We start from the raw sequence: 20,634 nt of genomic DNA, 5'->3' as shown, positions 1-20,634 counted from the left end.
TATACCTTTTTTATTAGAAAATGATTTTTAGAGTGTTCTAGTATCATTCGCTCATGATTGTATTTCTACTCTTTCTAATTTGCTTTGCACTATTCGCCTTGGCCTTTGAATTGGCCAAGCGAGCGGCTACTACTAGTGCTCAAGTCGCAGCTTTGGGAGAACAAATGCTGGAAAAGAAAGAGCTACAATACGCCCAGAGTAAGTTATTTTCTGGATTAAGAAAAGCCATAGATCAAGGCCAGAAAACTCGAGCTTTCTGGGTGATCTTCCCCTTAATGTTGATCAAATCAGCAGCTTTCTACTTCATTGGCTATATACTTATTCTACCTATTTTACTGCTGATCCAAGGGGTGCTTATGGGAAGTTTATTCGTTGCATATCAAAAGCGCTATTGGTCTACAGTTCTGTTTGTAAAGGTGACCTATTGGCAGCTGGCCAGTCACCTGATCCTTGGTGCTTATGGTTTTTTGCTCGGGATGGATTGGCTCTTTGAGGTGGATTGGTTCGCAGGTAGTGAGCCACTTTGGCTGTCTCAGCTGTACGGATACATTGTTTTGTCTATCATTTGGTCGGTAGTTGCTGCATACTTTGAGGTGATGATGCTTGTGAAGGATCGATCAAAATAAAACCTACCGTAGCTGTAAGGCTGCTGCTCAGTGAAATTATATAACACATTCTTTAAATCCTGTAAAAATTCTGCAGCTAAGCCCGATTACCTTTGAAGTATTGTTCAGCCACCTATGAAAACTACTTCTTACCTCAATCAAACCACCTCTAATTTGCTACTCCTAATTGGGCTGGTCTTTGTTTTGTACACCTTAAAATCATTGATTGTTCCGCTGCTACTGGCTATAATCATGTCCGTAGTTATCTTTCCTTTTCAGCAAACTTTAGAGCGCAAACTCAAGTGCAATAGATTAGTTGCTACCTTGATCTCCTTAACTGTGGTCTTTTCAATAACCATTATTCTATTGCTCACTTTGGGGTCTCAATTGCACTTCTTTATAGAGAACAGCAATACCTATGGAGACAAAATTGTGAATGTTTACACGGACACCATCAAAGAGATTGAATCTGTATTACAAGTTAGGTCCAGTAATTCTTTACTTCGAGAGGATGTAAAATTTGGAGCTTTAATAAAAGAGAATTTTGATGTGGTTTCTGCTGTGGCGCTTGGATGGGGCTCCTTACTGAGTGATTTAATATTGATTCCGATCTACATCTTCTTTTTTCTGTACTACAGAAAATTCTTTAGAAATTTTGCCTACCGTCTGTTTAGTGGCGATTCAAAATCCTATATCAACACCATGATAGAGAAAATATACACTGCGCAAAGAAGATATATCTACGGGCTTTTAAAGGTTATGTTGATTGTGGGAACCCTTAACTCCATTGGCCTGTTACTGCTAGGTATTGAGAACGCTTTGTTTTTTGGGTTTTTTGCAGCCTTACTGCTGGTGGTACCTTATGTAGGAGTTATAGTTGGTGCGTTATTGCCTGCTCTTGTTGCCCTTGCGACCAAGGATTCCTACCTCTATGCCGTTGGAGTTTTAGCCTTGTTTAGTTTTATTCAGTTTGTTGAGGGATATTTCATCACGCCAAAAGTGATTGGTGGCGATATTAGTGTAAACGCTTTCGCGGCAATTTTTGCCTTATTGGCCTTCGCGATGCTTTGGGGAATCGCCGGCATGATTTTGGCCTTGCCAATTACTGCAGCATTAAAAATTCTGTTTGATCATTCCACAAAATACGCAGCTCTTGGTTTTCTGATTGGTCAGCCCGAGGATCGGTATCTGAACAATCAAGCCCGACAAAGACTAAAGCGTTTGAAGGCGAGAAAAAATAATTAATACAATCTGTTTTTATATAAAGCAGAATATGCCTTAGCTTTATGTTTTAGAAATCTATGAAAGTATTCCTAAAGTTTGATTATAACGCGGTTTGCATGCGCGTTTTAGAAGAGAAACTCGATGCGCTCGGTCTTGATTATCAATTATCGGGTTTTGGTGAGGTGGATTTCTTAGAAAATCTCTCCAGTGATAAACGCGCCGAATTCGCAGGGTTCTTAGAGCCGTATAATATTGAGATCGTAGAAGAGCACAAGAGTATATTGGTCCAAAAGATCAAAGACACCATTATTGATATGGTGTATAACCAAGATGCGGAGCTTACTGTGAAAAGCTCGGTTTATCTTTCCGAGGCCTTAGGACACAGCTATGGATATCTCGCCAATTTGTTTTCTGAAGTAACCTTTACCTCCATAGAGCACTTTACTATTTTACAGAAGATAGAATACACCAAGCATCTCATTTTAAATGAAGGGATGAGCCTAACAGAGATTGCTTTTAAATTGAATTATTCCAGTGTTGCGCATCTAAGTGGTCAATTCAAAAAGACCACGGGAATCACACCCAGCGCTTTTCAGCGAATCATTGCCAAACGCCGAGAAAATCTTAATTAACCCCCCACTATGGCAAGCAACTATACCCACATTATCCTGGCAGACGACGATGAAGATGACCGCATGTTCTTCACGGATGCCTTTGATGAATTAAAAATAGGAACCAAAGTAGCTACGTTTCCAGATGGGATAGCCCTGATGGACTATTTGAATCAATCAGATGCAGAATTACCCAGTATTTTGTTTTTGGATCTCAATATGCCTCGAAAGAACGGAAAGGAGTGCTTAAAGGAAATTCGTCAGAATTCAAGATTCAACAGTGTAGCTGTCGCCATTTATTCCACATCAGCATCGGAAGAAGATATTGAAGACACTTTTGTGCAAGGTGCGAATGTCTATATAAAAAAGCCTAGTAGTTTTAAGAAGCTCAAAAATGTGCTCTCCAGCGTAGTGGCTACCAACTGGCAATACGAAACCAGTGGATTGAACCGTGATAACTTCTTATTAAGACTGTAGGGATGGCGGCTAAATTTCTCAAATCGGCAGTATTTACAAAGGTGATTTTTGTGGTCAGCTTGTTTTTGATACTCTTTATTGCTGGTTTGGGTTATAAACACATGACCGAGGTGTCAGAATCACAAGAGTCGGTGATGCATACCTATAAGGTTAATGTAGAATTGGAGCAGATCTTGTCCTACCTGAAAGATGCAGAGACTGGTCAACGCGGTTTTATAATTACGCAAGATTCCATCTATCTAGAACCCTTCTTTGAGGGTCGAGGTAAGATAAACAACACCTTTGCAGAGCTTAAACAACTTACCAAAGATGATCGTGAGCAGACCGAAAATCTGCGCCTACTTAACGAACTCATCGAGGAGCGCCTGGAGTATTTTCAGATTGCCAGCACTTATGCCTTAAAGGATCAAACCGATCTGTTGCGTTTTAAGAAGGTCTTCTTTGAAGGTAAAATGACCATGGATGCCATTCGCGTTAAGCTCAATGAGATGATCTTGCTAGAAAATGAGCGGTTACTCAAAAGAAAGCAAGCCTATGAAAGCATTTCAAACATCACTCCTTTATTTCTATTTGGTCTGATTGTCTTCACGCTCTTGTTGTTGTATTTGTCTTATGCCCGAATCAGTGTTAATCTGGACAAGATCACGGCCAGTAATAAAGAGCTCAATGTATTTAAAGAGTTGACCAATCAGTCTGAGATGATCAACAAACACGGAAGCTGGCGGTGGAACGTAAATACGGATGAATTCTCTTTTTCTGACAATTTATTCCGCTTGCTTGGTGAGCAACCCAATTCCTTTGCGCCGACGATAGAGAATTTTATGCGTTTTGTGCACCCTGAGGATGTTGAGACGCTAAAGGATCAAGTCGCACAAATGAAGGTCGATATGGATTTGCCTTTTATCTATTATCGTGTGGTACACAAAAATGGAACGATACGGTATTTAAAGGCCTATGGGAAGAGCATCATGGATACCGAAGGCAATGTGCAACTCTTAGGGACCACCACGGATATCACAGACGAGATTGATAGTTTCAACGCCTTACAAAAAAGAAACAAGGAGTTAGAGCTCAACAATAAGGAATTGGCGGCTTTTAATTACGTGGCCAGTCACGATTTGCAGGAGCCATTGCGCAAAATTCAGACCTTTCTCTCCCGTTTGGAAGATTCAGAAGCCACCTCACTAACGGAAAAAGGGCAGACCTATATGCAGCGAATCAACGTTGCCGCTTCACGGATGCGTTTGTTGATTGACGATCTGCTTCAGTATTCTAGAAGTAGTAAATCCGATGAAGACAAAGTTCCGTCAGATCTCAATGAACTCTTACAATCGGCTTTGATAGAATTGGAAGAACCTATTGAAAACAATCAGGCAGAAATAGTAGCCGACCCCTTGCCTGAACTGCAAGTGGTTCCTTTTCAAATTCAACAATTATTTATCAATCTGATCGGGAACGCGCTTAAATATCGAAAAGAGGAAACTGCACCTGTAGTTCGTATACAGTATTCCTCAGTGGATAAAACGGATCACCCCATCTTGAGTCAAAGTGTAGCAGAACGATTTCACAAGATAGATTTCAAGGACAACGGAATTGGTTTTGAATCTGAATACGGTGAGAAGATCTTCACGCTTTTTACCAGACTTCACAACAAGGATGAATATTCCGGAACCGGTATTGGATTAGCAATTTGTCGCAAGATTACAGACAATCACCGAGGTCATATTACGGCAACTGCAACGCCTGGATCTGGGGCTATATTTACCATTTACTTGCCAGAATAAGATCAGCAAAGCTCAGTTTTCACAAAAACCTAGCGCTTCTTTTGCTTTAATTACAGCTTTTTCACTTACCGTATTGGAATCCTATAACAAGCTGTAAAAATCCTGTAAGACAAAAGCCTCTACTTCGTCGCATCTTTGTACCAACGAAGAAAGATAATGAGGCAATTCCTGAAAATAACAACAATTTTTTTACTGGTCTTCTTGACCTTCGGCTCTTGTGAATCAAGAGTACAACGAAAGTCAAAGAACTTTAAAGAATTGGTTATTAACGATCAGATCGAAGCCGATCTGTTGCTAATGGCCACACAGGAAAACCTCAATACCATTGCTCTTTGTGACGCCATCAAGCAGGCCAATGTGGAGCCGGAAGTGCATTTAGCCGCCCAAACCATTCGCAAAGAACAGGAAATGATCTATCAAGATCTCAAAGCGGTCGCAAAAGAGAATATGATCCTTGTGGCCACTCGTGCCAGACGGCTTCCAGCTTATACGCTGGACGAAGAGATCTACGCAGACAGTACTGCTTTAGAACAACTGCAAAAAAATCTTGATGTGCAGAAAGAAATGATGGATTCTCTTATGAGTGAATCCAACAAACGAGAGATGCTTAAAGTAGCTCAGCAGAGCATCAAACGCATAGAATCGAACATAGAAATAACCGAAGAAACTTTAGAGAGCCTAAAGTAGTCGGACTAACCATAAAAAATCAAACTATGAGAAGTTTATTATACCTAATTGCCATTGTATTAGTTATTGGATGGGCCCTAGGGTTCTTCGTATACAGTGTCGGTGGATTGATCCACGTATTGTTAGTAATCGCTGTAATCGCGGTGCTATTAAGACTAATCAGTGGTAGAAAAGTCTAGCCACAATCACAAAGCACAAATAATTATTAATCTAAAATCAAACATATCATGAGTACACAAAATACAGTATTAGGAATCTTAGGAGGAATCGCCGTTGGTGCAATCGCAGGCGTATTGTTGGCCCCAGAAAAAGGAGCTACAACCCGAGCTAAGATCGCAGACAAGGCTAAAGACCTTAAAGACAATTTGAACAACAACGTGGATACCACGGTAGATCGCGTTTCTGAGAAGTTAGACGTTTTAAAAGAAGCGGGTTCTAACATTATTGAAAGCAGTAAATCAGAGTTGGCCAGAGCACAACAAAACCTGTAATAACCCCCGAGCAATTATGGACACAGCAGCACATGTAGAAATGCTTTATAAAAAAGCAAAGGATTATACAGAGACCCATGTACAATTATACAAACTTCACGCATTAGACAGCACTGCAGAGGTAGTCTCTTCATTAGTGAGCAAAGGGCTGCTGGTCCTTATTGTTGCCAGTTTTTTACTCTTCTTGAATATTGGCTTAAGCCTTTATATCGGGAATCAGTTAGACGCCTATTACGCAGGCTTTCTAATTATGGCTGGAGTTTATCTGTTGATTGGCATCTTAGTTTATATGCTGAGACGACCATTGGTAGAACATCCGGTGAGTGATCTGGTAATAAGCAAGCTCAGAAGAGCAACAGCCACCAATAAACATCAACCCGTACCCTTATTAAACACAGAACATGAGTTACAGTAAAGAGCAACAGAAATTACACAATGAGATTGCCCGTTTGGAACTCAAAAAGAACCAGCAATTGGCAGATATCAAAAAGCAATACCGCCTAACCGCGTCGAGTTTAAGACCTTCTGTGCTGATCAAGAAAACAGCAAATGAACTTTTAGAAGGTTCTAAAGTCTCCTCTACGGTGCTTAAGACCGTAGTGAGTATAGTAACTGGCTTTTTAACCAAAAAATTAGTGGTCGGGAAATCCAACAACCTGTTTAAAGTGGTAATGGGTTATATCGTACAGCTTACCACCACAAAGATGGTGGCCAATAAAATGGATCAAGAAGCTGCTTAAATCCACTTTAAATCAAGTTTAATTCCAAAATAAAAACAATGAAAAAATATATAATAGCATCTGCATTAGCCCTTGTATTGAGTGCAACGGTAACATCGTGTAGAGAACAAACAAAAGAAGAAGCCTTGGTTGAGCAAATGGAAGACGAAGGCGCAGAAATCAAGGTCAAGGATGACGGAGCCAAAATTAAAATGGAAACGGAAGACACCAAAGCCAAAATCAAAACCGATGATGACGGCGAGACCAAAATAAAAATCAAAGAAGATTCTGACTCCTAGAGCGAGAACTTTTAGATCTATTAACACTGAAACATACGCTTGGAAAACGCTTCCAGGCGTATTTTTTTTGATAGAAAGGTCTGGTGAATTTCCAGGAGTAATTCAAATTCTATAAGACTCGGTAAAAATTATGTAACCCAACTACAGTGAGGCTTTCGGATCTTTGTAGTGTAACAAAAAAGATAAAAAATGAAACGATTATTGACCGTATTAGCCTTAGCAATTTTTACTATTTCGATTTCTAGTTGTAGAGAAAAAACATTTGCTGAAAAAGCAGGAGACGCTGTAGAAGAAGGCGTTGAAGAAGTTGGAGATGAAATTGATGACGCTACAAAATAAACAACTGACTTAACACTAATTATTAACTGTAAAAAAACACATTATGATACATACAATTAAAATCGCTCTACTAGGGCTTTTTACCACGGCAACAGTAAGTGCGCAAACCAATATCAACCTCACTGAGATCACCAAAGTACAGATCTACACCAATTCATTTGGTGAAACTTTCAAGGTGAAAACCATTACCAAAGAGCGCCAACCGCATGTCTTGGACATTGACGAGCGCTATGATCTAAATCAGAACAAGGCGTATTCTCCGGTTTACGTAGATCGTACCGTTTGGATTGACAATGACAACGACGATATCTATGAAAAGGAAGTTATTCTGTCCTACACCAAGGACATGAACAATCAGTTAGATTATATCGCAACAGCAAATGGTCTATTCATTGAAACCTCACCAAGCAGCAATCGTCTGGTCACTGAAGAAGGAACCTACATTGTGAAAACCGTGGCGGTAAATGACTTGACGGTGGTGGTAGAAGACGTATCCATCGCTGCAGGACAATAATATTCATTAACTACTACAAAACAATTATGAAAAAATACCTTTTAACAGTCATTGCCTTGGTAGCCATGAGCATGACCGCCCAAGCACAAGATATTGCCAAGAACGCCTTGGGACTTCGAGTAGGAGACAATGACGGCTTTGGGGCTGAGATCTCATACCAGCGCTATTTGAATGACAACAACCGCTTGGAATTCGATTTAGGTTGGCGAGACAACAACAATGTAGAAGCCTTTAAGCTCGTTGGGCTTTACCAATGGGTGATGAATATTGATGGCGGATTCAACTGGTACGTCGGTGCTGGTGGTGGAGTCGGTGCCTTTGATGCCGGTGAGAATGATGGAACCTTTGCGCTGGTTGCCGGAGATATCGGAATCGAATACAATTTTGACATCCCCTTACTCTTATCTCTCGACTTTAGACCCGAACTCGGTTTCAATGACGACTTCAGCGATGACCTCGACTTTGATATCGCCTTAGGAATCCGATATCAGTTCAACTAAAAATATCCAAACGGAGTATTTTCCATAGTTCGTTTGATTGATGATGGCCACAGTTTTTGCTGTGGCTTTTTTCATGCTTAAAACTGCAGTTTTAGAGCGTTTGATCACCAATTATTTTAAGTGGATTCAGTTAAAATGAGTTTGCCTGTAAGTTAGTTCGAATAATTTACGGTCTCAGTCCTCCAGTTCTTCCGTGAGGGTCTTTATGATGTTCTCGATCTCTTCTTTTAAAGGTAAATAGTGTTCCAATTGAGTACCTCTACTGGTTAGGGCAAAGAGCAGCATACGGCTTTCAAAACTGTTGTTGTTGAGTAATTGCTCAAAGGCCGAATCCTTGGGAGAGGGAGCGAGTTTCAATTCCTCTGTACTGATTCCAGTCTCATCCAGGAGTGATCGCATATTGTACTGATCAGACAATAGTATTTCCATAGCCTTCTCGCGTTGTTTGGCAAGTTCCTCTTCCTGACTTTGTACGTCGTCGAGCATGGCGATCCATACCGTAAGGCGCTGTCTGAGGTAGGTGGATGAGATGCTTTTTAGATTTCCCGTGTTGAGTAATTCATCCAAGACCGCATTGTTCGGATTGTAATGGATGTCATAAGAAAAGGTGGTGACCATCAATTGGGCAAATTCACTTTCTTCAACCCGCTCTTGACCAATTAACCCTATTAGTTTAAGGGAATTGTCGTAATTGTTTTGATTGGCATTGATCAAATTGTTGAGCTTGCGCTGATTGATCTCGAAGTCCGTCAATAAAGCCTTCAAATATCCCTGCTCCAGTTCAAGTTGTTTGTTGGTTTCCACCCGATTGTTTATTCCCAAGGCGATCAAAATACCAATGACCACCAACAGAATCTCACCAACGGCGTAGAGACTGTACTGTCTCAGCTTGCCCGTTTTGATTTGTTTCCATCTGAACTTGCGAAAGATCTTTGCCATGGCATCCAATAGTTTTCACTAAAGTAATTCATTTATTTTTTTGGTACCTTTAGTAGAATGCATCAGCATAAAAACAACTAACAACGCAAATCAGAATATATGGCCAAATTAGACTTTGCAAATACCGTGAAAGGATCTTTGCTAGAGGGATTTTACCCTACAGGTTGGGATTACCAAAAAATTGATCAATGTTGTGATCTAGGTTTAGAGGGAGTCACTAAACGCGCTTCCTTTTGGCACGATGAGTTTGCGCCAGAACCTGTAGACAGTCTAGCAAAGATGGAACAGCGTATGGGTGAGGAGATCGCTCAGGTTATCATGGAAACCCGAGCCAACAATCAACAGCTGGCCATCATCCTTCCTGTTGGGCCCATGGGCATGTATAAGTACGTGGTGAATATGTTAACGAGACATCAGGTGTCTGCAGATCATATGACCACCTTTAATATGGACGAATGGTCCGATCGTGAGGGCAATACCATGCCGCCGGACCAAGATGGAGGTTTTGAGAAGGCCATGAATGAGGCTTTGTTTGACCCTTTAGGTGACTTGACGGTCCCTAAGCAGCAGCGCAATTTTGCCACCAAAGCCAATTTGCCCACCTATGCCGACAAGATCAAGGCCATTAAGCAGTCCGGAGGAAAATTGGTCACCGTATACGGTATTGGCCGGGCTTGTCATATTGCCTTTTGGGAACCTCAAATTGGCGATGAATACAGCAATGATTCAGATTGGCGCGCACAAACGCACCGAATAGGGCAGGCGCTGCACCCGCTTACCGTAGAACAAAATTCGTTGCACAGTTTTGCGAGTCGCTTCACCTTGATTCCTTGCTGGGCCAACACCGTGGGGCCTGGTTTGTTCTTAGAAAGTGACTACTGTATTGGTGGTGCAGATGGCATTTATCCGTCAAGAGGTGCCTGCTGGCAGGGCATGAGTCTTTGTGTGACCTTGCAATACGGACCTTCGCGTTGGGTAACCTCCAGCTGGATGCCGACCATTCCAGGGAAACTAATCTTTATGAAAGAGTTGGCTGGCCCGCTTAGGCCAGAAGCGCATTAGGATGATTAATGACAGTTATCACCGATAAAACGATGGGGATTGTCTTTATCATTTGATTAAGAAAGAATGAGGTACAATTTTTATAATTTCGTTCTACTTAGAATTTCGGTAAAGCATGATACCCCCGCAATATCCTGAAAACGAAGTCGAACGTCAATTAGCTGTTGAAAAATATCAACTCCTTGACACGCTTCCGGAAGAAAGTTTTGACAATATCACCGCCCTGATGGCCATGGTCTGTGATGTGCCCATCTCCTTGGTGACCCTTTTAGATAAGGAGCGCAATTTTTTAAAGTCCCATCATGGAATCCCTTTTAATGAGTCGCCACGGGCCATATCCTTTTGCGGTCACGCGATAAACTCAGACGATCAAATCATGATCGTTGAGGATGCCCGCAAGGATGAAAGATTTCACGACAATCCTTTAGTATCAGAGCATCAAGCCATTTTCTATGCTGGCGCTCCCTTGGTGGATCCAGATGGCTTCCGATTGGGAACCCTCTGCGTTTATGACACTAAGCCCCGAACCTTATCGCCTCAACAGCAAGAAGCCCTGCTGGCTATGGCACAACAAGTCATGCGATTGTTTGAAGCGCATTACAAGAATCTCAAATTAGAGAAGCTTCAAAAGAATTTGCAGCAACGCAATGACAATCTTGAGAAGTTTGCTGGGGTCGTTTCACATGATCTCAAATCTCCTCTGGCACAGATTACCGCTTTGACTCAATTGATCGAGGAGGATAATCAAACCAATTTGGATGAAGAAACGCGACAGTATCTGGATTATATAAAAGAGTCCTCAGACACTTTGCGTGATTATATAGACGGTGTGCTGAAATTTTATAAAACCGATGAAGCTTTAAAGCAGGCGCATTCGTGGTACAATACGGAAGCTTATTTCAAGGAGTTATTGGGCTTATTTAGAGCAGATGAATCGGTTCACTTTGAGTTGGATTTGCTTCCAAAGCAGATGTACGTAAACAAAGCAGCGCTCACACAGATCTTCGTGAATTTAATTGCTAACGCCATAAAGCACAACGATAAAGATCAAGCAGAAATCACAATTCGTTTTCGTGAACATGACAAAGTATCCGCATTTGAAGTATCTGATAATGGTCCTGGAATCCCAGAGGAGTCTCAGGAAGCTGTCTTTGAGCTATTTACCGCGCTGCAATCCACAGATAAATTCGGGCGTACCAGTACCGGGATAGGATTGGCGACAGTTAAAAAAGTGATTGACAGTCTAAAGGGAAGCATTCAGCTGGAATCCGCAAACGGGAATGGAACTACTTTTAAGTTCGAGCTGCCGTTGTAGTTTGAATTGGTGAAGAGGGCTGAGTAAATATTTTTTTGGGCGCCTCCTGTAGCTGATCAAGTTAACTACAGGACCGCGCTTTCGCTACTCGCTTTTGCTTTGCAAATAGCTCAGACATACCGCTCAATCGCTTGCGCGAGTTTGGGCTGTTGGTGAAGGGGGAGGGCCTTAATTGTAGGAGTCTTTGCTAGGCAAAGTTCCTTTGCGCTCCGCAGTCTAAATGGAAAGCTCAAAACCTTTGTTGCTTATGTAATGTTGGAAGATGTTTAGAACTGTGTTTAACTTTTTTTCGGGCGTATTGATATTTTTTGTATCTTAGCACGAAGCTTCGTCCGAAAGGGCGGGGCTTTTTTTGTTATATAATAATCTGTGACCTCACAGAGGGTGAAAAAAGAGTTCCTGGATGCTCCAACACCCAGGAACCTATCTAAAAGATTTCGATTAATTTAAAAAACCCAGATAGATGGTTTTTCTTAAAATCAAATCTAAGATTTTAAGATTCAATTTGCTTGTAAAAGTAAACAAAAGAATCTTAAGGCTTAGTTTAAAGTGTTTCATTTAACACATGGTACTTCAAAAACCATTCAGCTTAGAAGTTGGGTGGTTTTTTTAATTTGATTTTTGTTTTAAAATCCTTTACTCTTACCTGTGCTAATGCTACGGTGAACAAAGACGCAAATTTCCTGACAAAGCTCACTTTTGAAAATAAGAAACCAGCCGCAACTAGCGTTGCGTCTTTGGCTTTTCCGTTCACTCACAAACTCAAGCAAGCTTGGTTTGCTCGTAAACGAAAAAACCACACTCGTTTGAGTGTGGTTTCTTGCTTGTTGTGACCTCGGCAGGATTCAAACCTGCAACCTCTTGAGCCGTAATCAAGTGCACTATTCAGTTATGCTACGAGGCCGTTATTGGGGTGCAAATATATTTCTTTTTAAATTTACCACAAAGCCAAATATTTAAAAAATTCATGGATCTCAATCAGTTTATTCGCGTAGTACCAGACTTTCCAAAACCGGGAATCAGTTTTAAAGACATAACTCCTTTATTGTTAGATGCTCAGGCGCGAGAAGCGTGTTTGCAGCAGTTAGTCGCCCCTTTAAAAGAATTAGGGGCTACCAAAGTAGTTGGGGTGGAAGCTCGTGGATTTTTCTTTGGAATGGCCATAGCGCGAGAGTTGGGAATTGGGTTTGTGCCGGTGCGTAAACCAGGCAAATTACCCTTTGAAACTGTTTCTGAATCCTATGAGTTAGAATACGGTACAGATACCTTAGAGATCCACAGTGACGCTATCAGTCCCGGGGATCGTGTGATTCTTCATGATGACGTTTTAGCCACGGGTGGGACAGCAGCGGCCAGTTGTGCCCTTATTCAAAAGCTGGGTGGAGAAGTGGTGGCCTGTAGTTTTTTAATGGAATTAAGTTTCTTAAACGGACGTGAAAGACTTTCCAATAAAACTATTTACAGCCCTTTGTCCTATTAATCCAAAGCTTTTTTGGTAACCCAAGCGCGATAGCCAATTAGCGCCAGTTGCCATTTCTTTGCCTTTGCGAGATCTAAGCCTTTTTTGGTCATGCTGGGCAGAACAGCCTTGTTGAGCTTTGCGAGTATTTTGTAGAAGTTCGCCATGGGGTAAATATAAAAAAAGCCCCGAACTCGGTCGGGGCTTGTTTTTATTGTCCTTGAGACTTAGTACTCTAAATGAATATCGTCAATACCATTATCTTCTCCAGAAACTTGCGTTGAAGAACGACTGCCTTTGTTATTGTCCAAAATGATCTTGATTCCGGTGATCTGTCCTGCAGCATTGCGTCTTACGCGTTTGAAAGTAAAACTAACGCCTTCTGCAGCTAATTCTTTTTTGATCTGTTCCAACTCAGCATCGGTGGTGTTTTTAGTGATATAGACATCAGAAACACCATAACTAGAAACTGTGGCCGTAGTTCTGCTATTGGTTCGTCTGGCATAGCCACTAGCGCGTCTACCGTTTACCGTAGAAGATGTTCTGGCAAGAGCGCGTTGCTCAGCAGCTAAAGCCTTTTCTCTAGCTTTGAGTTCTGCAACCTTAGCTTCCATTTCTGCACGCTGAGCATCGCTCATAGTGGCCAATTCTGCTTCACGAGCTTCACGGAGCGCTTTCATCTCTGCCTTACGAGCTTCCATCTCAGCTTTACGGGCCTCAAGCATATCAGCTCGGGCCAATTTACGGGCTTCCATAGCAGTCTTACGCGCTTCCATAGCTGCTTTGCGAGCTTCCAATCGAGCGTCTGCACGATTACCTCCAGACATGCTGCTCATGCTGCCGTCCTCTCCAAAGATCAAAACAATATCGTCTATGGCTTTGTCATCATTGTTGATGGAGTAGTGGCCCGAGTTTCCAGCACGGCTGTAGCTGATTTCAATTTGAGTGATCATGCCATCGGCATTGTAATCCAATTGCTCCACGACCAATTCAATATCGTAATTCTCGCTGAGGTAGGCGATCTTCTCGTCCAATTCTGCACGCGTCATATTGGCGGTGATCATTACTTTGACTTCGCTCAGTTCAATTCCAGTGGTATTTGGTAAATTTTCATCCACAAAGCTGGCTTTGCCATGGACAACTACAACACCGTCGGCACCAGTTTGACCAAATTTTTCTATGCCTTCTTCAGGCTCAAGAAATTCTAAATAGCCGGGAGTAGTCAATACTTTTCCTTCAGGAAAGTCTTCGCTTATCCAAGGCTTTTCGTTAATAATGAAAAGGTAATCCGGGAAGGTGGCGGCATCATCTACTTTTAGAGTAGTGTTCACTACTTCAGTCCCGGATACCACAGAAGAAGCTTGCACTGCAGAGGAATTCTCCTGTGATTTTTCGTAAAACTCGTCAAATTGAGCTTCAATTTCTGGATCAAAAATGGACAAGCCTTCTTCATTGACCACTATATAATCTTGGCGGTCTGGATCTGGGTGTTCAATAAGGATCTCAGGACCTTCATTAAAGCTAATCAGACGTGGGATAACAGCCTCATCCGTGCGCTCGTCAACGAGCTTTCCACCACCGCTAGTGCTCTGAGGGAAGTTCACTTCCATTTGATACGCGGTCAAAGTGTTGTCTATCCACTTTTCTTTGCTGAATTCAATGGTCACTTCGGGGTGATTGCTGGCAAAATAGGCTTCAACGGCGTCAATATCTGCCTGAGTTGAGAATTTGTCAATCAAGAAAGATGGCGTCACTGCAGTAGCTGCTGCAGCTTCTTCATTTTCTAGATAAGCAACTTCTGTATTCACATTGAAGCTGTACATAAACCCAACCAACAAGGGCAGGATTAATAAAAGGCGCCACTTTTTGATCTTGCGGCTTTGATTTGCATTTAACATAACTATTCGATTTTTGATGAATGATTGATAGAATGAATTGCTTAGTGCAAGGTGTTGGGCGCCTGTAGAGGCTTTGACCAACGCCAATTGATAAGCAGTTTTTGAAGGAACTTCTCGTACCGTTTGTTGGTCCGCGATGTATTCCAAATTTTGAATGATTGATTTTTTATAAAGCCAAGCCACTGGGTTTAACCAATGAACAATGGTCAAAAGATTACTCAAAAGCACATCTACAGAATGCCATCCTTGAGCATGGGCACGTTCGTGCTGAAGGATCATCTCCAATTCTTCCGCGCTGTGTAATTCTGGATTGTACACTAAATATTTAAAGAAGCTGAATGGCGCTATATTCTGATTGGTCTTTACATAGTAAAATTTGTTGTGCTTCTCGTAGTTCCCCTGTTTTAAAACGCGTAACAAGGACCAACTCTGATAGCTAAAACGGATCAGACCGGCGAGGCATCCAATTAGGTAAAGACTTACGGCGAGTAAGACCCAATCAAAGGGTTCGGCTGTGGCTACGGGTGCTTGCTCTGTAACCATTAAAGGTGTCCCCGCAAAAGAAGTTGACGGCATCAAGTCCGGAGCAGGTACGTAGACAGTTTGTGTGAATTCAACCAGGGGAAGCAACAAAGCGGCTAAAATTCCGAAGATCAAATATTGGCGGTTGGCAATAAACCAGGTATGTCTGCGAAGCGCAAACCAATAGACTACATAAAAGAGTCCTAAAATACTGGCTGATTTTATTAGGTAGTAGAACAGTTCCATTAGTCCTCTTTTTTGTTTTCAATGATGTCTAAGATCTCTTTGAGCTCAGCGGCGCTAATCTTCTCTTTTTTGGCAAAGAAGCTCACCATATTCTTAAAGCTGCTGTCAAAGTAACGCTCACTGGCCAGACTCATAAAGGTGTCTGTGTAGGCCTCTTTACTTACCAGTGGAAAATACTGATGCGTTTTCCCAAAGGCTTGGTGTCCTATATATCCCTTCTCTTCCAAGTTGCGAACAATCGTTGATACCGTATTGTAATGATTGTTGTGATCCAACTCTGCAAGAATCTCTTTGACAAAAGCTTTTTTAAGCTTCCAAAGCGCTTGCATGATCGCTTCTTCTTTATTGGTGAGTCTTTCCATAATACCTTGTGCTTGATTGATGAATCAAATCTATAACTATTTTTCTAGTTATACAACTACAATTATAGTTAAATATTGTTTAAAGGATCAAAAATTCCCTGTTTTTGGTCGTTGTTCGTCCTTTATTATTGTAGTATCTTCGTCGCATACATTAAGTGAATGAGTGTACTGTATATCCTCTTAGGGTTTACGCTGTTGGTAGTAGGGGGCGAGTATTTGGTCCGATCTTCCGTAGCCCTTTCCTTTAAATTGAAACTTTCCAAGATGGTCATCGGGCTTACCGTGGTAAGCTTTGCTACCTCCGCGCCTGAGCTTTTGGTGAGTCTTCAAGCCGCTTTGGACGGACATTCAGACATTTCTTTGGGGAACGTGATCGGTTCCAATATTGCTAATATAGGTTTGGTGCTCGGAGTAACCGCCGTGATCATGCCGCTGGCCATAGACAAGGATTTCTACAAATTCAATTGGCCGGTAATGATGCTGCTCAGTGGGGCGCTCTACCTTTTTCTGCTGAATGATAAAGTGATCTCCTCCTTAGAGGGAATTATGCTCATCAGTGCATTAGTGGTCTATTTGTATCTGCTGATCCGCCGTGCGCGTTTACGAGCAAAGAGTGAAGATGAGGGCAGTGTAAACGGCGCTCTAGCCATGACCTCCGGAGTAAAAATTATAATCTGGTTACTTATTGGTGGCGTCGCCTTATGGGGTGGAAGTGAGTTATTAGTAAAAGGCGCTGTAGAAATAGCTACTGATTTAGGAATCAGCGAACGCGTCATTGCGGTGACTATGATCGCCATTGGGACCTCAGTGCCAGAACTGGCGGCTTCCGTGATCGCGGCGCTTAAAAAGGAGAAAGCCATTTCTTTAGGAAACCTAATTGGTTCCAACATTTTCAACATTGCTTCGGTCTTGGGGCTTACCGCAATTATTCAACCCATTGGACTCAATGATCCTAAGGTATTAACAGCAGATATCTTTTGGATGCTGGCCTTTGCCGCGGTCTTAATTCCTCTGGCCTTTATTCCCAAGCGTTTTGTCTTTGCGCGTTATAAAGGGTTGCTTCTAGTGATCGGTTACGCGGTCTTTGTTGCCTTAGCATTTATATAAAAAAAGCGCCTGTAAAAACAGACGCTTAAATTTATTTGAAGATAATCTCAGGGTTTATACATCAGCAGATTTAACTGTCTTGATGATTCTTCCTGCAATCTTGTATGGATCTCCGTTAGATGCTGGACGACGATCTTCCAACCATCCTTTCCATCCTTTTTCCACAGTAATAATAGGAATACGGATAGAAGCTCCACGGTCAGAGATACCGTAGCTAAAGTCTTTGATCGATGCAGTTTCGTGCAATCCAGTCAAACGTTGATCGTTAAATTCACCATACACCTCAATGTGCTCTTTGGTCACCGGGCGGAAGGCTTCACAGATCTTTTCATATACTTCTTGTGAACCACAAGTACGCAATGTGGTGTTTGAGAAGTTCGCGTGCATACCAGAACCGTTCCAGTCACCTTTTACTGGTTTTGGGTGGTATTCAATATAGTAGTCGTATTGTTCGGTAAGACGATCCAATAAGTAGCGAGCTACCCAAATCTCGTCTCCAGCTTTCTTAGCTCCTTTGGCGAACAATTGGAATTCCCACTGTCCAGAAGCAACCTCTTGGTTGATCCCTTCAAAGTTCAATCCAGCATCAATACACAAATTAGCGTGCTCTTCAACAAAGTCACGTCCGTGTGTATTTCTACCTCCAACAGAACAGTAATACATTCCTTGAGGTCCAGGGTATCCACCAATTGGGAATCCTAGAGGAAGTTGTGTGTGCTTGTCCATAATGAAGTACTCCTGCTCAAATCCAAACCAGAAGTCGTTATCGTCATCATCAATAGTAGCGCGTGCGTTAGACTCGTGTGGAGTTCCATCCGCATTTAATACCTCTGTCATAACCAGGTACCCGTCTCTACGTGCAGGATCTGGATAAATTGCTACGGGTTTCAACAAACAGTCAGATGAGTTACCTTCCGCTTGCTTGGTAGAAGAGCCGTCAAAAGACCAAATTGGACAATCTTCTAGATTTCCACTGAAATCGTCTACTACTTTAGTCTTGCTTCGCATGTTTTGGGTGGGATAATAACCGTCCAACCAAATGTACTCTAGTTTAGTTTTACTCATAATATATATACTTCAATATTAAATGAACGATGCAAAAGTAATACTCTTAAGTGAACCGCTAAAGAAATAGGGGGTAAGTTTTCAACAAAATTGATTATTTTGTTGATACCCCCTCAATTTTAGGGGGTCATTTTGTTTTAATCGTAGTTTTGACTGCTTTAAATTGTATTTTTGTCAAAAATCAGAACCATGGCACAGATCAGATTCAATGCTTTGCAAACGGCACTTCAACGCGATACTATTAAGGTAGAAGAGACCGGACGCCGCTCCGAACTCTTTGCCAAACATGTATTCAATGATTCGGCCATGCGTCAGTACTTAACCTCAGACGCTTATCAAACCATTCTGGCAGCTATTGAAAAGGGTGATAAGATCGATAGGCAAACGGCTGGTCATATCGCTGCAGGAATGAAGGAATGGGCCATATCTAAAGGAGCGACACATTATACGCATTGGTTTCAGCCTTTAACCGGTTCCACTGCGGAGAAGCACGATGCCTTTTTTGAAACGCAGGCAGACGGTTCCGTTATAGAAAAACTCGGCGCAAGTCAGTTAGTACAGCAAGAGCCTGATGCGAGCAGCTTCCCACATGGTGGAATCAGAAATACCTTTGAAGCCCGAGGTTATACTGCATGGGACCCAACCTCTCCGGCATTTGTCTATGGAACTACGCTCTGTGTTCCCACCGTATTTGTTTCCTATACGGGTGAAGCCTTGGATTATAAGACTCCTTTATTAAGAGCTTTACAAGCGGTAGATGCCGCTGCAACTTCAGTAGCACGTTATTTTGATAAGAACGTCAGTAAGGTTAATGCTACTTTAGGTTGGGAGCAAGAATATTTTTTGATCGATGCGGCTTTGGCAGCTTCACGACCGGATATTATGTTGGCGGGACGTACCTTATTAGGACACGCATCTGCGAAGGGACAACAGTTGGACGATCACTATTTTGGATCTATTCCATCACGGGCATTGAATTTTATGCGCGACTTAGAGCGTGAGTGTATGCTGTTGGGTGTTCCTGTAAAAACACGTCACAATGAGGTCGCGCCTAACCAATTTGAGTTGGCTCCTATTTTTGAAGAGGCTAATTTGGCTGTAGATCACAACTCCTTATTAATGGATGTGATGGACAAGGTGGCCAAACGACATCACTTTAAGGTGCTTTTCCACGAGAAACCTTTTGCCGGGATCAACGGTTCTGGAAAACACAACAACTGGTCTTTGCAAACCAATACGGGCGTCAATTTGCTCAGCCCCGGGAGCACGCCAATGAAGAACTTACAGTTTCTTACCTTCTTTATTAATACGATTAAAGCTGTGAATACTCATGAAGCGCTTTTACGTGCTTCAATAGCCAGTGCAGGGAATGATCATAGACTAGGTGCTAATGAAGCGCCTCCTGCGATAATCTCCGTCTTTATTGGGTCACAACTCACAGCTGTACTTGATGAACTTGAAAAAGTAACCAGCGGTAAATTGTCACCGCAAGAAAAAACCGAGCTTAAACTCAACGTAGTAGGGAAGATCCCTGAGATCTTATTAGACAACACAGACCGCAATAGAACTTCACCTTTTGCCTTTACGGGGAACAAATTTGAATTTAGAGCTGTGGGCAGTAGTGCTAATTGTGCGAACTCTATGACCGTACTCAATGCTATAGTTGCTAAACAGCTTCAGGACTTCAAGCTTGAAGTCGATGCGCTAATTGATCAGAAGGGCATGAAAAAGGACGATGCCATCTTTAATGTGCTGAGAGAGTATATTAAGGACGCCAAACGCATTCGTTTTGAAGGCGATGGTTATGGGGAAGCTTGGGAGAAGGAAGCTAAGAAACGCAAACTTTCAAACGCCAAGAATACTCCAGAGGCTTTAAAAGCTAAGATTAGTGCGTCGAGTGTTGCTCTTTTTGAATCGCTTGGAATTCTGAGTAAGACCGAAGTTGAAGCGCGCTATGAGATCGAAATGGAGGAGTATGCCTTACGTATTCAGATCGAGGCCAGAGTGCTTGGAGATATTGCCCGAAACCATGTCGTTCCTACAGCCATAAGATATCAGAATGTCTTGCTTGAGAATATTTCTGGTCTAAAAGCCGTGTACGGCAAAACCACAAATGAATATACCGAAGAACCCTTACGCTTATTAGAGCAGATTTCGGGCTACATCAGAGAGATCAATCAGGGAGTTGCTGCTATGATTGAGGCTCGAAAGCAAGCCAATGTGCTCAGTGCAAGTGAAAGAGCAATGGCCTATTGCGAGACTGTACTCCCTCATATTCAGTCAGTTAGAAAGAATTGTGATAAGTTAGAGCTGTTGGTGGATGATCAGCTTTGGCCCCTAACCAAGTACAGGGAGCTACTTTTTACAAATTAGATACGTAGAACTACGTAGTTCTACGTGGTGTACGAA

At 42.1% G+C, this 20,634-nt stretch carries 24 protein-coding genes and 1 tRNA gene; 19 read left to right on the top strand and 6 right to left on the bottom strand.

What is annotated here, in order from left to right; translation table 11 throughout:
• The first annotated feature begins 53 nt into the window (after window positions 1–53).
• The 14 genes from POW22_RS15225 to POW22_RS15160 all read left to right on the top strand — a co-directional run bounded on the left by POW22_RS15225 (window position 54) and on the right by POW22_RS15160 (window position 8,250).
• Entirely contained in the window at window positions 54–626 is a 573-nt protein-coding gene (locus POW22_RS15225; protein ID WP_272833625.1) for a hypothetical protein, read from the top strand.
• A gap of 114 nt (window positions 627–740) precedes the next feature.
• Entirely contained in the window at window positions 741–1,850 is a 1,110-nt protein-coding gene (locus POW22_RS15220; RefSeq protein ID WP_272833624.1) for an AI-2E family transporter, read from the top strand.
• Window positions 1,851–1,906: 56 nt separating this feature from the next.
• Window positions 1,907–2,461, top strand: coding sequence for a helix-turn-helix domain-containing protein (locus tag POW22_RS15215; protein ID WP_272833623.1), 555 nt, complete (start codon window positions 1,907–1,909; stop codon window positions 2,459–2,461).
• 9 nt (window positions 2,462–2,470) lie between these two features.
• A complete protein-coding gene (locus tag POW22_RS15210; RefSeq protein ID WP_272833622.1) occupies window positions 2,471–2,917 on the top strand; it encodes a response regulator in 447 nt (148 codons plus the stop codon).
• 2 nt (window positions 2,918–2,919) lie between these two features.
• Window positions 2,920–4,701: a sensor histidine kinase gene (locus POW22_RS15205; protein ID WP_272833621.1), complete on the top strand. Its 1,782-nt coding sequence runs from the start codon at window positions 2,920–2,922 to the stop codon at window positions 4,699–4,701.
• Between the two features lie 156 nt (window positions 4,702–4,857).
• Window positions 4,858–5,388 carry a hypothetical protein gene (locus POW22_RS15200; RefSeq protein ID WP_272833620.1) on the top strand — a complete coding sequence of 177 codons (531 nt, stop codon included), beginning with the start codon at window positions 4,858–4,860 and terminating at the stop codon, window positions 5,386–5,388.
• A gap of 26 nt (window positions 5,389–5,414) precedes the next feature.
• Window positions 5,415–5,567: a lmo0937 family membrane protein gene (locus POW22_RS15195; protein WP_272833619.1), complete on the top strand. Its 153-nt coding sequence runs from the start codon at window positions 5,415–5,417 to the stop codon at window positions 5,565–5,567.
• 48 nt (window positions 5,568–5,615) lie between these two features.
• On the top strand, window positions 5,616–5,879 hold the full coding sequence (locus tag POW22_RS15190; RefSeq protein WP_272833618.1) for a YtxH domain-containing protein: 264 nt from the start codon (window positions 5,616–5,618) through the stop codon (window positions 5,877–5,879).
• A 16-nt stretch (window positions 5,880–5,895) separates the two neighbouring features.
• Entirely contained in the window at window positions 5,896–6,294 is a 399-nt protein-coding gene (locus POW22_RS15185) for a hypothetical protein (RefSeq protein ID WP_272833617.1), read from the top strand.
• Window positions 6,281–6,619, top strand: coding sequence for a hypothetical protein (locus POW22_RS15180; protein WP_272833616.1), 339 nt, complete (start codon window positions 6,281–6,283; stop codon window positions 6,617–6,619). Before POW22_RS15185 ends, POW22_RS15180 begins: the two co-directional genes overlap by 14 nt.
• A gap of 38 nt (window positions 6,620–6,657) precedes the next feature.
• Complete coding sequence (locus tag POW22_RS15175; RefSeq protein ID WP_272833615.1) at window positions 6,658–6,897, top strand: hypothetical protein; 240 nt, start codon at window positions 6,658–6,660, stop codon at window positions 6,895–6,897.
• Between the two features lie 189 nt (window positions 6,898–7,086).
• Window positions 7,087–7,236, top strand: a complete 150-nt coding sequence (locus tag POW22_RS15170; RefSeq protein ID WP_272833614.1) for a hypothetical protein — start codon at window positions 7,087–7,089, stop codon at window positions 7,234–7,236.
• Between the two features lie 43 nt (window positions 7,237–7,279).
• A complete protein-coding gene (locus POW22_RS15165; protein ID WP_272833613.1) occupies window positions 7,280–7,750 on the top strand; it encodes a hypothetical protein in 471 nt (156 codons plus the stop codon).
• Window positions 7,751–7,776: 26 nt separating this feature from the next.
• Window positions 7,777–8,250, top strand: coding sequence for a hypothetical protein (locus tag POW22_RS15160; RefSeq protein WP_272833612.1), 474 nt, complete (start codon window positions 7,777–7,779; stop codon window positions 8,248–8,250).
• A gap of 174 nt (window positions 8,251–8,424) precedes the next feature.
• Here the strand turns inward: POW22_RS15160 and POW22_RS15155 are convergent, their stop codons facing one another.
• Window positions 8,425–9,189, bottom strand: a complete 765-nt coding sequence (locus tag POW22_RS15155) for a DUF6090 family protein (RefSeq protein ID WP_272833611.1) — start codon at window positions 9,187–9,189, stop codon at window positions 8,425–8,427.
• 99 nt (window positions 9,190–9,288) lie between these two features.
• Here POW22_RS15155 and POW22_RS15150 point away from each other — a divergent pair, with 99 nt between their 5' ends.
• Both POW22_RS15150 and POW22_RS15145 read left to right on the top strand, forming a co-directional pair.
• Entirely contained in the window at window positions 9,289–10,251 is a 963-nt protein-coding gene (locus POW22_RS15150; protein WP_272833610.1) for a sugar phosphate isomerase family, read from the top strand.
• A gap of 115 nt (window positions 10,252–10,366) precedes the next feature.
• A complete protein-coding gene (locus tag POW22_RS15145) occupies window positions 10,367–11,566 on the top strand; it encodes a sensor histidine kinase (protein WP_272833609.1) in 1,200 nt (399 codons plus the stop codon).
• A gap of 830 nt (window positions 11,567–12,396) precedes the next feature.
• Here POW22_RS15145 and POW22_RS15140 read toward each other — a convergent pair.
• Window positions 12,397–12,470, bottom strand: a tRNA-Arg gene (locus tag POW22_RS15140).
• Window positions 12,471–12,533: 63 nt separating this feature from the next.
• On the opposite strand from POW22_RS15140, the gene POW22_RS15135 reads away from it, so the two are divergent.
• Entirely contained in the window at window positions 12,534–13,046 is a 513-nt protein-coding gene (locus POW22_RS15135; RefSeq protein WP_272833608.1) for an adenine phosphoribosyltransferase, read from the top strand.
• Here the strand turns inward: POW22_RS15135 and POW22_RS15130 are convergent.
• Genes POW22_RS15130 through POW22_RS15120 form a run of 3 tightly spaced genes read right to left on the bottom strand, consistent with a single transcriptional unit; the run spans window position 13,043 to window position 16,053 of the window.
• Entirely contained in the window at window positions 13,043–13,192 is a 150-nt protein-coding gene (locus tag POW22_RS15130) for an SsrA-binding protein (RefSeq protein ID WP_272833607.1), read from the bottom strand. The genes POW22_RS15135 and POW22_RS15130 overlap by 4 nt on opposite strands.
• A gap of 60 nt (window positions 13,193–13,252) precedes the next feature.
• Window positions 13,253–15,691: a M56 family metallopeptidase gene (locus tag POW22_RS15125; RefSeq protein ID WP_272833606.1), complete on the bottom strand. Its 2,439-nt coding sequence runs from the start codon at window positions 15,689–15,691 to the stop codon at window positions 13,253–13,255.
• Entirely contained in the window at window positions 15,691–16,053 is a 363-nt protein-coding gene (locus POW22_RS15120) for a BlaI/MecI/CopY family transcriptional regulator (protein ID WP_272833605.1), read from the bottom strand. The genes POW22_RS15125 and POW22_RS15120 overlap by 1 nt, the downstream gene beginning before the upstream one ends.
• A 159-nt stretch (window positions 16,054–16,212) precedes the next feature.
• On the opposite strand from POW22_RS15120, the gene POW22_RS15115 reads away from it, so the two are divergent.
• Window positions 16,213–17,160, top strand: coding sequence for a calcium/sodium antiporter (locus POW22_RS15115; RefSeq protein WP_272833604.1), 948 nt, complete (start codon window positions 16,213–16,215; stop codon window positions 17,158–17,160).
• Between the two features lie 54 nt (window positions 17,161–17,214).
• Here POW22_RS15115 and POW22_RS15110 read toward each other — a convergent pair whose 3' ends face one another.
• On the bottom strand, window positions 17,215–18,225 hold the full coding sequence (locus POW22_RS15110) for a glutamine synthetase beta-grasp domain-containing protein (RefSeq protein WP_272833603.1): 1,011 nt from the start codon (window positions 18,223–18,225) through the stop codon (window positions 17,215–17,217).
• Window positions 18,226–18,414: 189 nt separating this feature from the next.
• Here POW22_RS15110 and POW22_RS15105 point away from each other — a divergent pair, with 189 nt between their 5' ends.
• The gene (locus POW22_RS15105; RefSeq protein ID WP_272833602.1) at window positions 18,415–20,598 is read left to right on the top strand and encodes a glutamine synthetase III family protein; all 2,184 of its coding nucleotides are present in this window, start codon (window positions 18,415–18,417) and stop codon (window positions 20,596–20,598) included.
• Window positions 20,599–20,634: the final 36 nt, after the last annotated feature.

This window comes from Gilvibacter sediminis (assembly GCF_028561565.1).
Taxonomy (GTDB): Bacteria; Bacteroidota; Bacteroidia; order Flavobacteriales; family Flavobacteriaceae; genus Gilvibacter; species Gilvibacter sediminis.
This window is presented reverse-complemented; position numbering and strand designations above follow the sequence as displayed.

What these genes read in the sequence shown, in the direction of transcription:
- POW22_RS15225 (WP_272833625.1), top strand. Translation starts at nt 54, where the DNA reads ATGATTGTATTTCTACTCTTTCTAATTTGCTTTGCACTATTCGCCTTG.
- POW22_RS15220 (WP_272833624.1), top strand. Translation starts at nt 741, where the DNA reads ATGAAAACTACTTCTTACCTCAATCAAACCACCTCTAATTTGCTACTC.
- POW22_RS15215 (WP_272833623.1), top strand. Translation starts at nt 1,907, where the DNA reads ATGAAAGTATTCCTAAAGTTTGATTATAACGCGGTTTGCATGCGCGTT.
- POW22_RS15210 (WP_272833622.1), top strand. Translation starts at nt 2,471, where the DNA reads ATGGCAAGCAACTATACCCACATTATCCTGGCAGACGACGATGAAGAT.
- POW22_RS15205 (WP_272833621.1), top strand. Translation starts at nt 2,920, where the DNA reads ATGGCGGCTAAATTTCTCAAATCGGCAGTATTTACAAAGGTGATTTTT.
- POW22_RS15200 (WP_272833620.1), top strand. Translation starts at nt 4,858, where the DNA reads ATGAGGCAATTCCTGAAAATAACAACAATTTTTTTACTGGTCTTCTTG.
- POW22_RS15195 (WP_272833619.1), top strand. Translation starts at nt 5,415, where the DNA reads ATGAGAAGTTTATTATACCTAATTGCCATTGTATTAGTTATTGGATGG.
- POW22_RS15190 (WP_272833618.1), top strand. Translation starts at nt 5,616, where the DNA reads ATGAGTACACAAAATACAGTATTAGGAATCTTAGGAGGAATCGCCGTT.
- POW22_RS15185 (WP_272833617.1), top strand. Translation starts at nt 5,896, where the DNA reads ATGGACACAGCAGCACATGTAGAAATGCTTTATAAAAAAGCAAAGGAT.
- POW22_RS15180 (WP_272833616.1), top strand. Translation starts at nt 6,281, where the DNA reads ATGAGTTACAGTAAAGAGCAACAGAAATTACACAATGAGATTGCCCGT.
- POW22_RS15175 (WP_272833615.1), top strand. Translation starts at nt 6,658, where the DNA reads ATGAAAAAATATATAATAGCATCTGCATTAGCCCTTGTATTGAGTGCA.
- POW22_RS15170 (WP_272833614.1), top strand. Translation starts at nt 7,087, where the DNA reads ATGAAACGATTATTGACCGTATTAGCCTTAGCAATTTTTACTATTTCG.
- POW22_RS15165 (WP_272833613.1), top strand. Translation starts at nt 7,280, where the DNA reads ATGATACATACAATTAAAATCGCTCTACTAGGGCTTTTTACCACGGCA.
- POW22_RS15160 (WP_272833612.1), top strand. Translation starts at nt 7,777, where the DNA reads ATGAAAAAATACCTTTTAACAGTCATTGCCTTGGTAGCCATGAGCATG.
- POW22_RS15155 (WP_272833611.1), bottom strand. Translation starts at nt 9,189, where the DNA reads ATGGCAAAGATCTTTCGCAAGTTCAGATGGAAACAAATCAAAACGGGC.
- POW22_RS15150 (WP_272833610.1), top strand. Translation starts at nt 9,289, where the DNA reads ATGGCCAAATTAGACTTTGCAAATACCGTGAAAGGATCTTTGCTAGAG.
- POW22_RS15145 (WP_272833609.1), top strand. Translation starts at nt 10,367, where the DNA reads ATGATACCCCCGCAATATCCTGAAAACGAAGTCGAACGTCAATTAGCT.
- POW22_RS15135 (WP_272833608.1), top strand. Translation starts at nt 12,534, where the DNA reads ATGGATCTCAATCAGTTTATTCGCGTAGTACCAGACTTTCCAAAACCG.
- POW22_RS15130 (WP_272833607.1), bottom strand. Translation starts at nt 13,192, where the DNA reads ATGGCGAACTTCTACAAAATACTCGCAAAGCTCAACAAGGCTGTTCTG.
- POW22_RS15125 (WP_272833606.1), bottom strand. Translation starts at nt 15,691, where the DNA reads ATGGAACTGTTCTACTACCTAATAAAATCAGCCAGTATTTTAGGACTC.
- POW22_RS15120 (WP_272833605.1), bottom strand. Translation starts at nt 16,053, where the DNA reads ATGGAAAGACTCACCAATAAAGAAGAAGCGATCATGCAAGCGCTTTGG.
- POW22_RS15115 (WP_272833604.1), top strand. Translation starts at nt 16,213, where the DNA reads ATGAGTGTACTGTATATCCTCTTAGGGTTTACGCTGTTGGTAGTAGGG.
- POW22_RS15110 (WP_272833603.1), bottom strand. Translation starts at nt 18,225, where the DNA reads ATGAGTAAAACTAAACTAGAGTACATTTGGTTGGACGGTTATTATCCC.
- POW22_RS15105 (WP_272833602.1), top strand. Translation starts at nt 18,415, where the DNA reads ATGGCACAGATCAGATTCAATGCTTTGCAAACGGCACTTCAACGCGAT.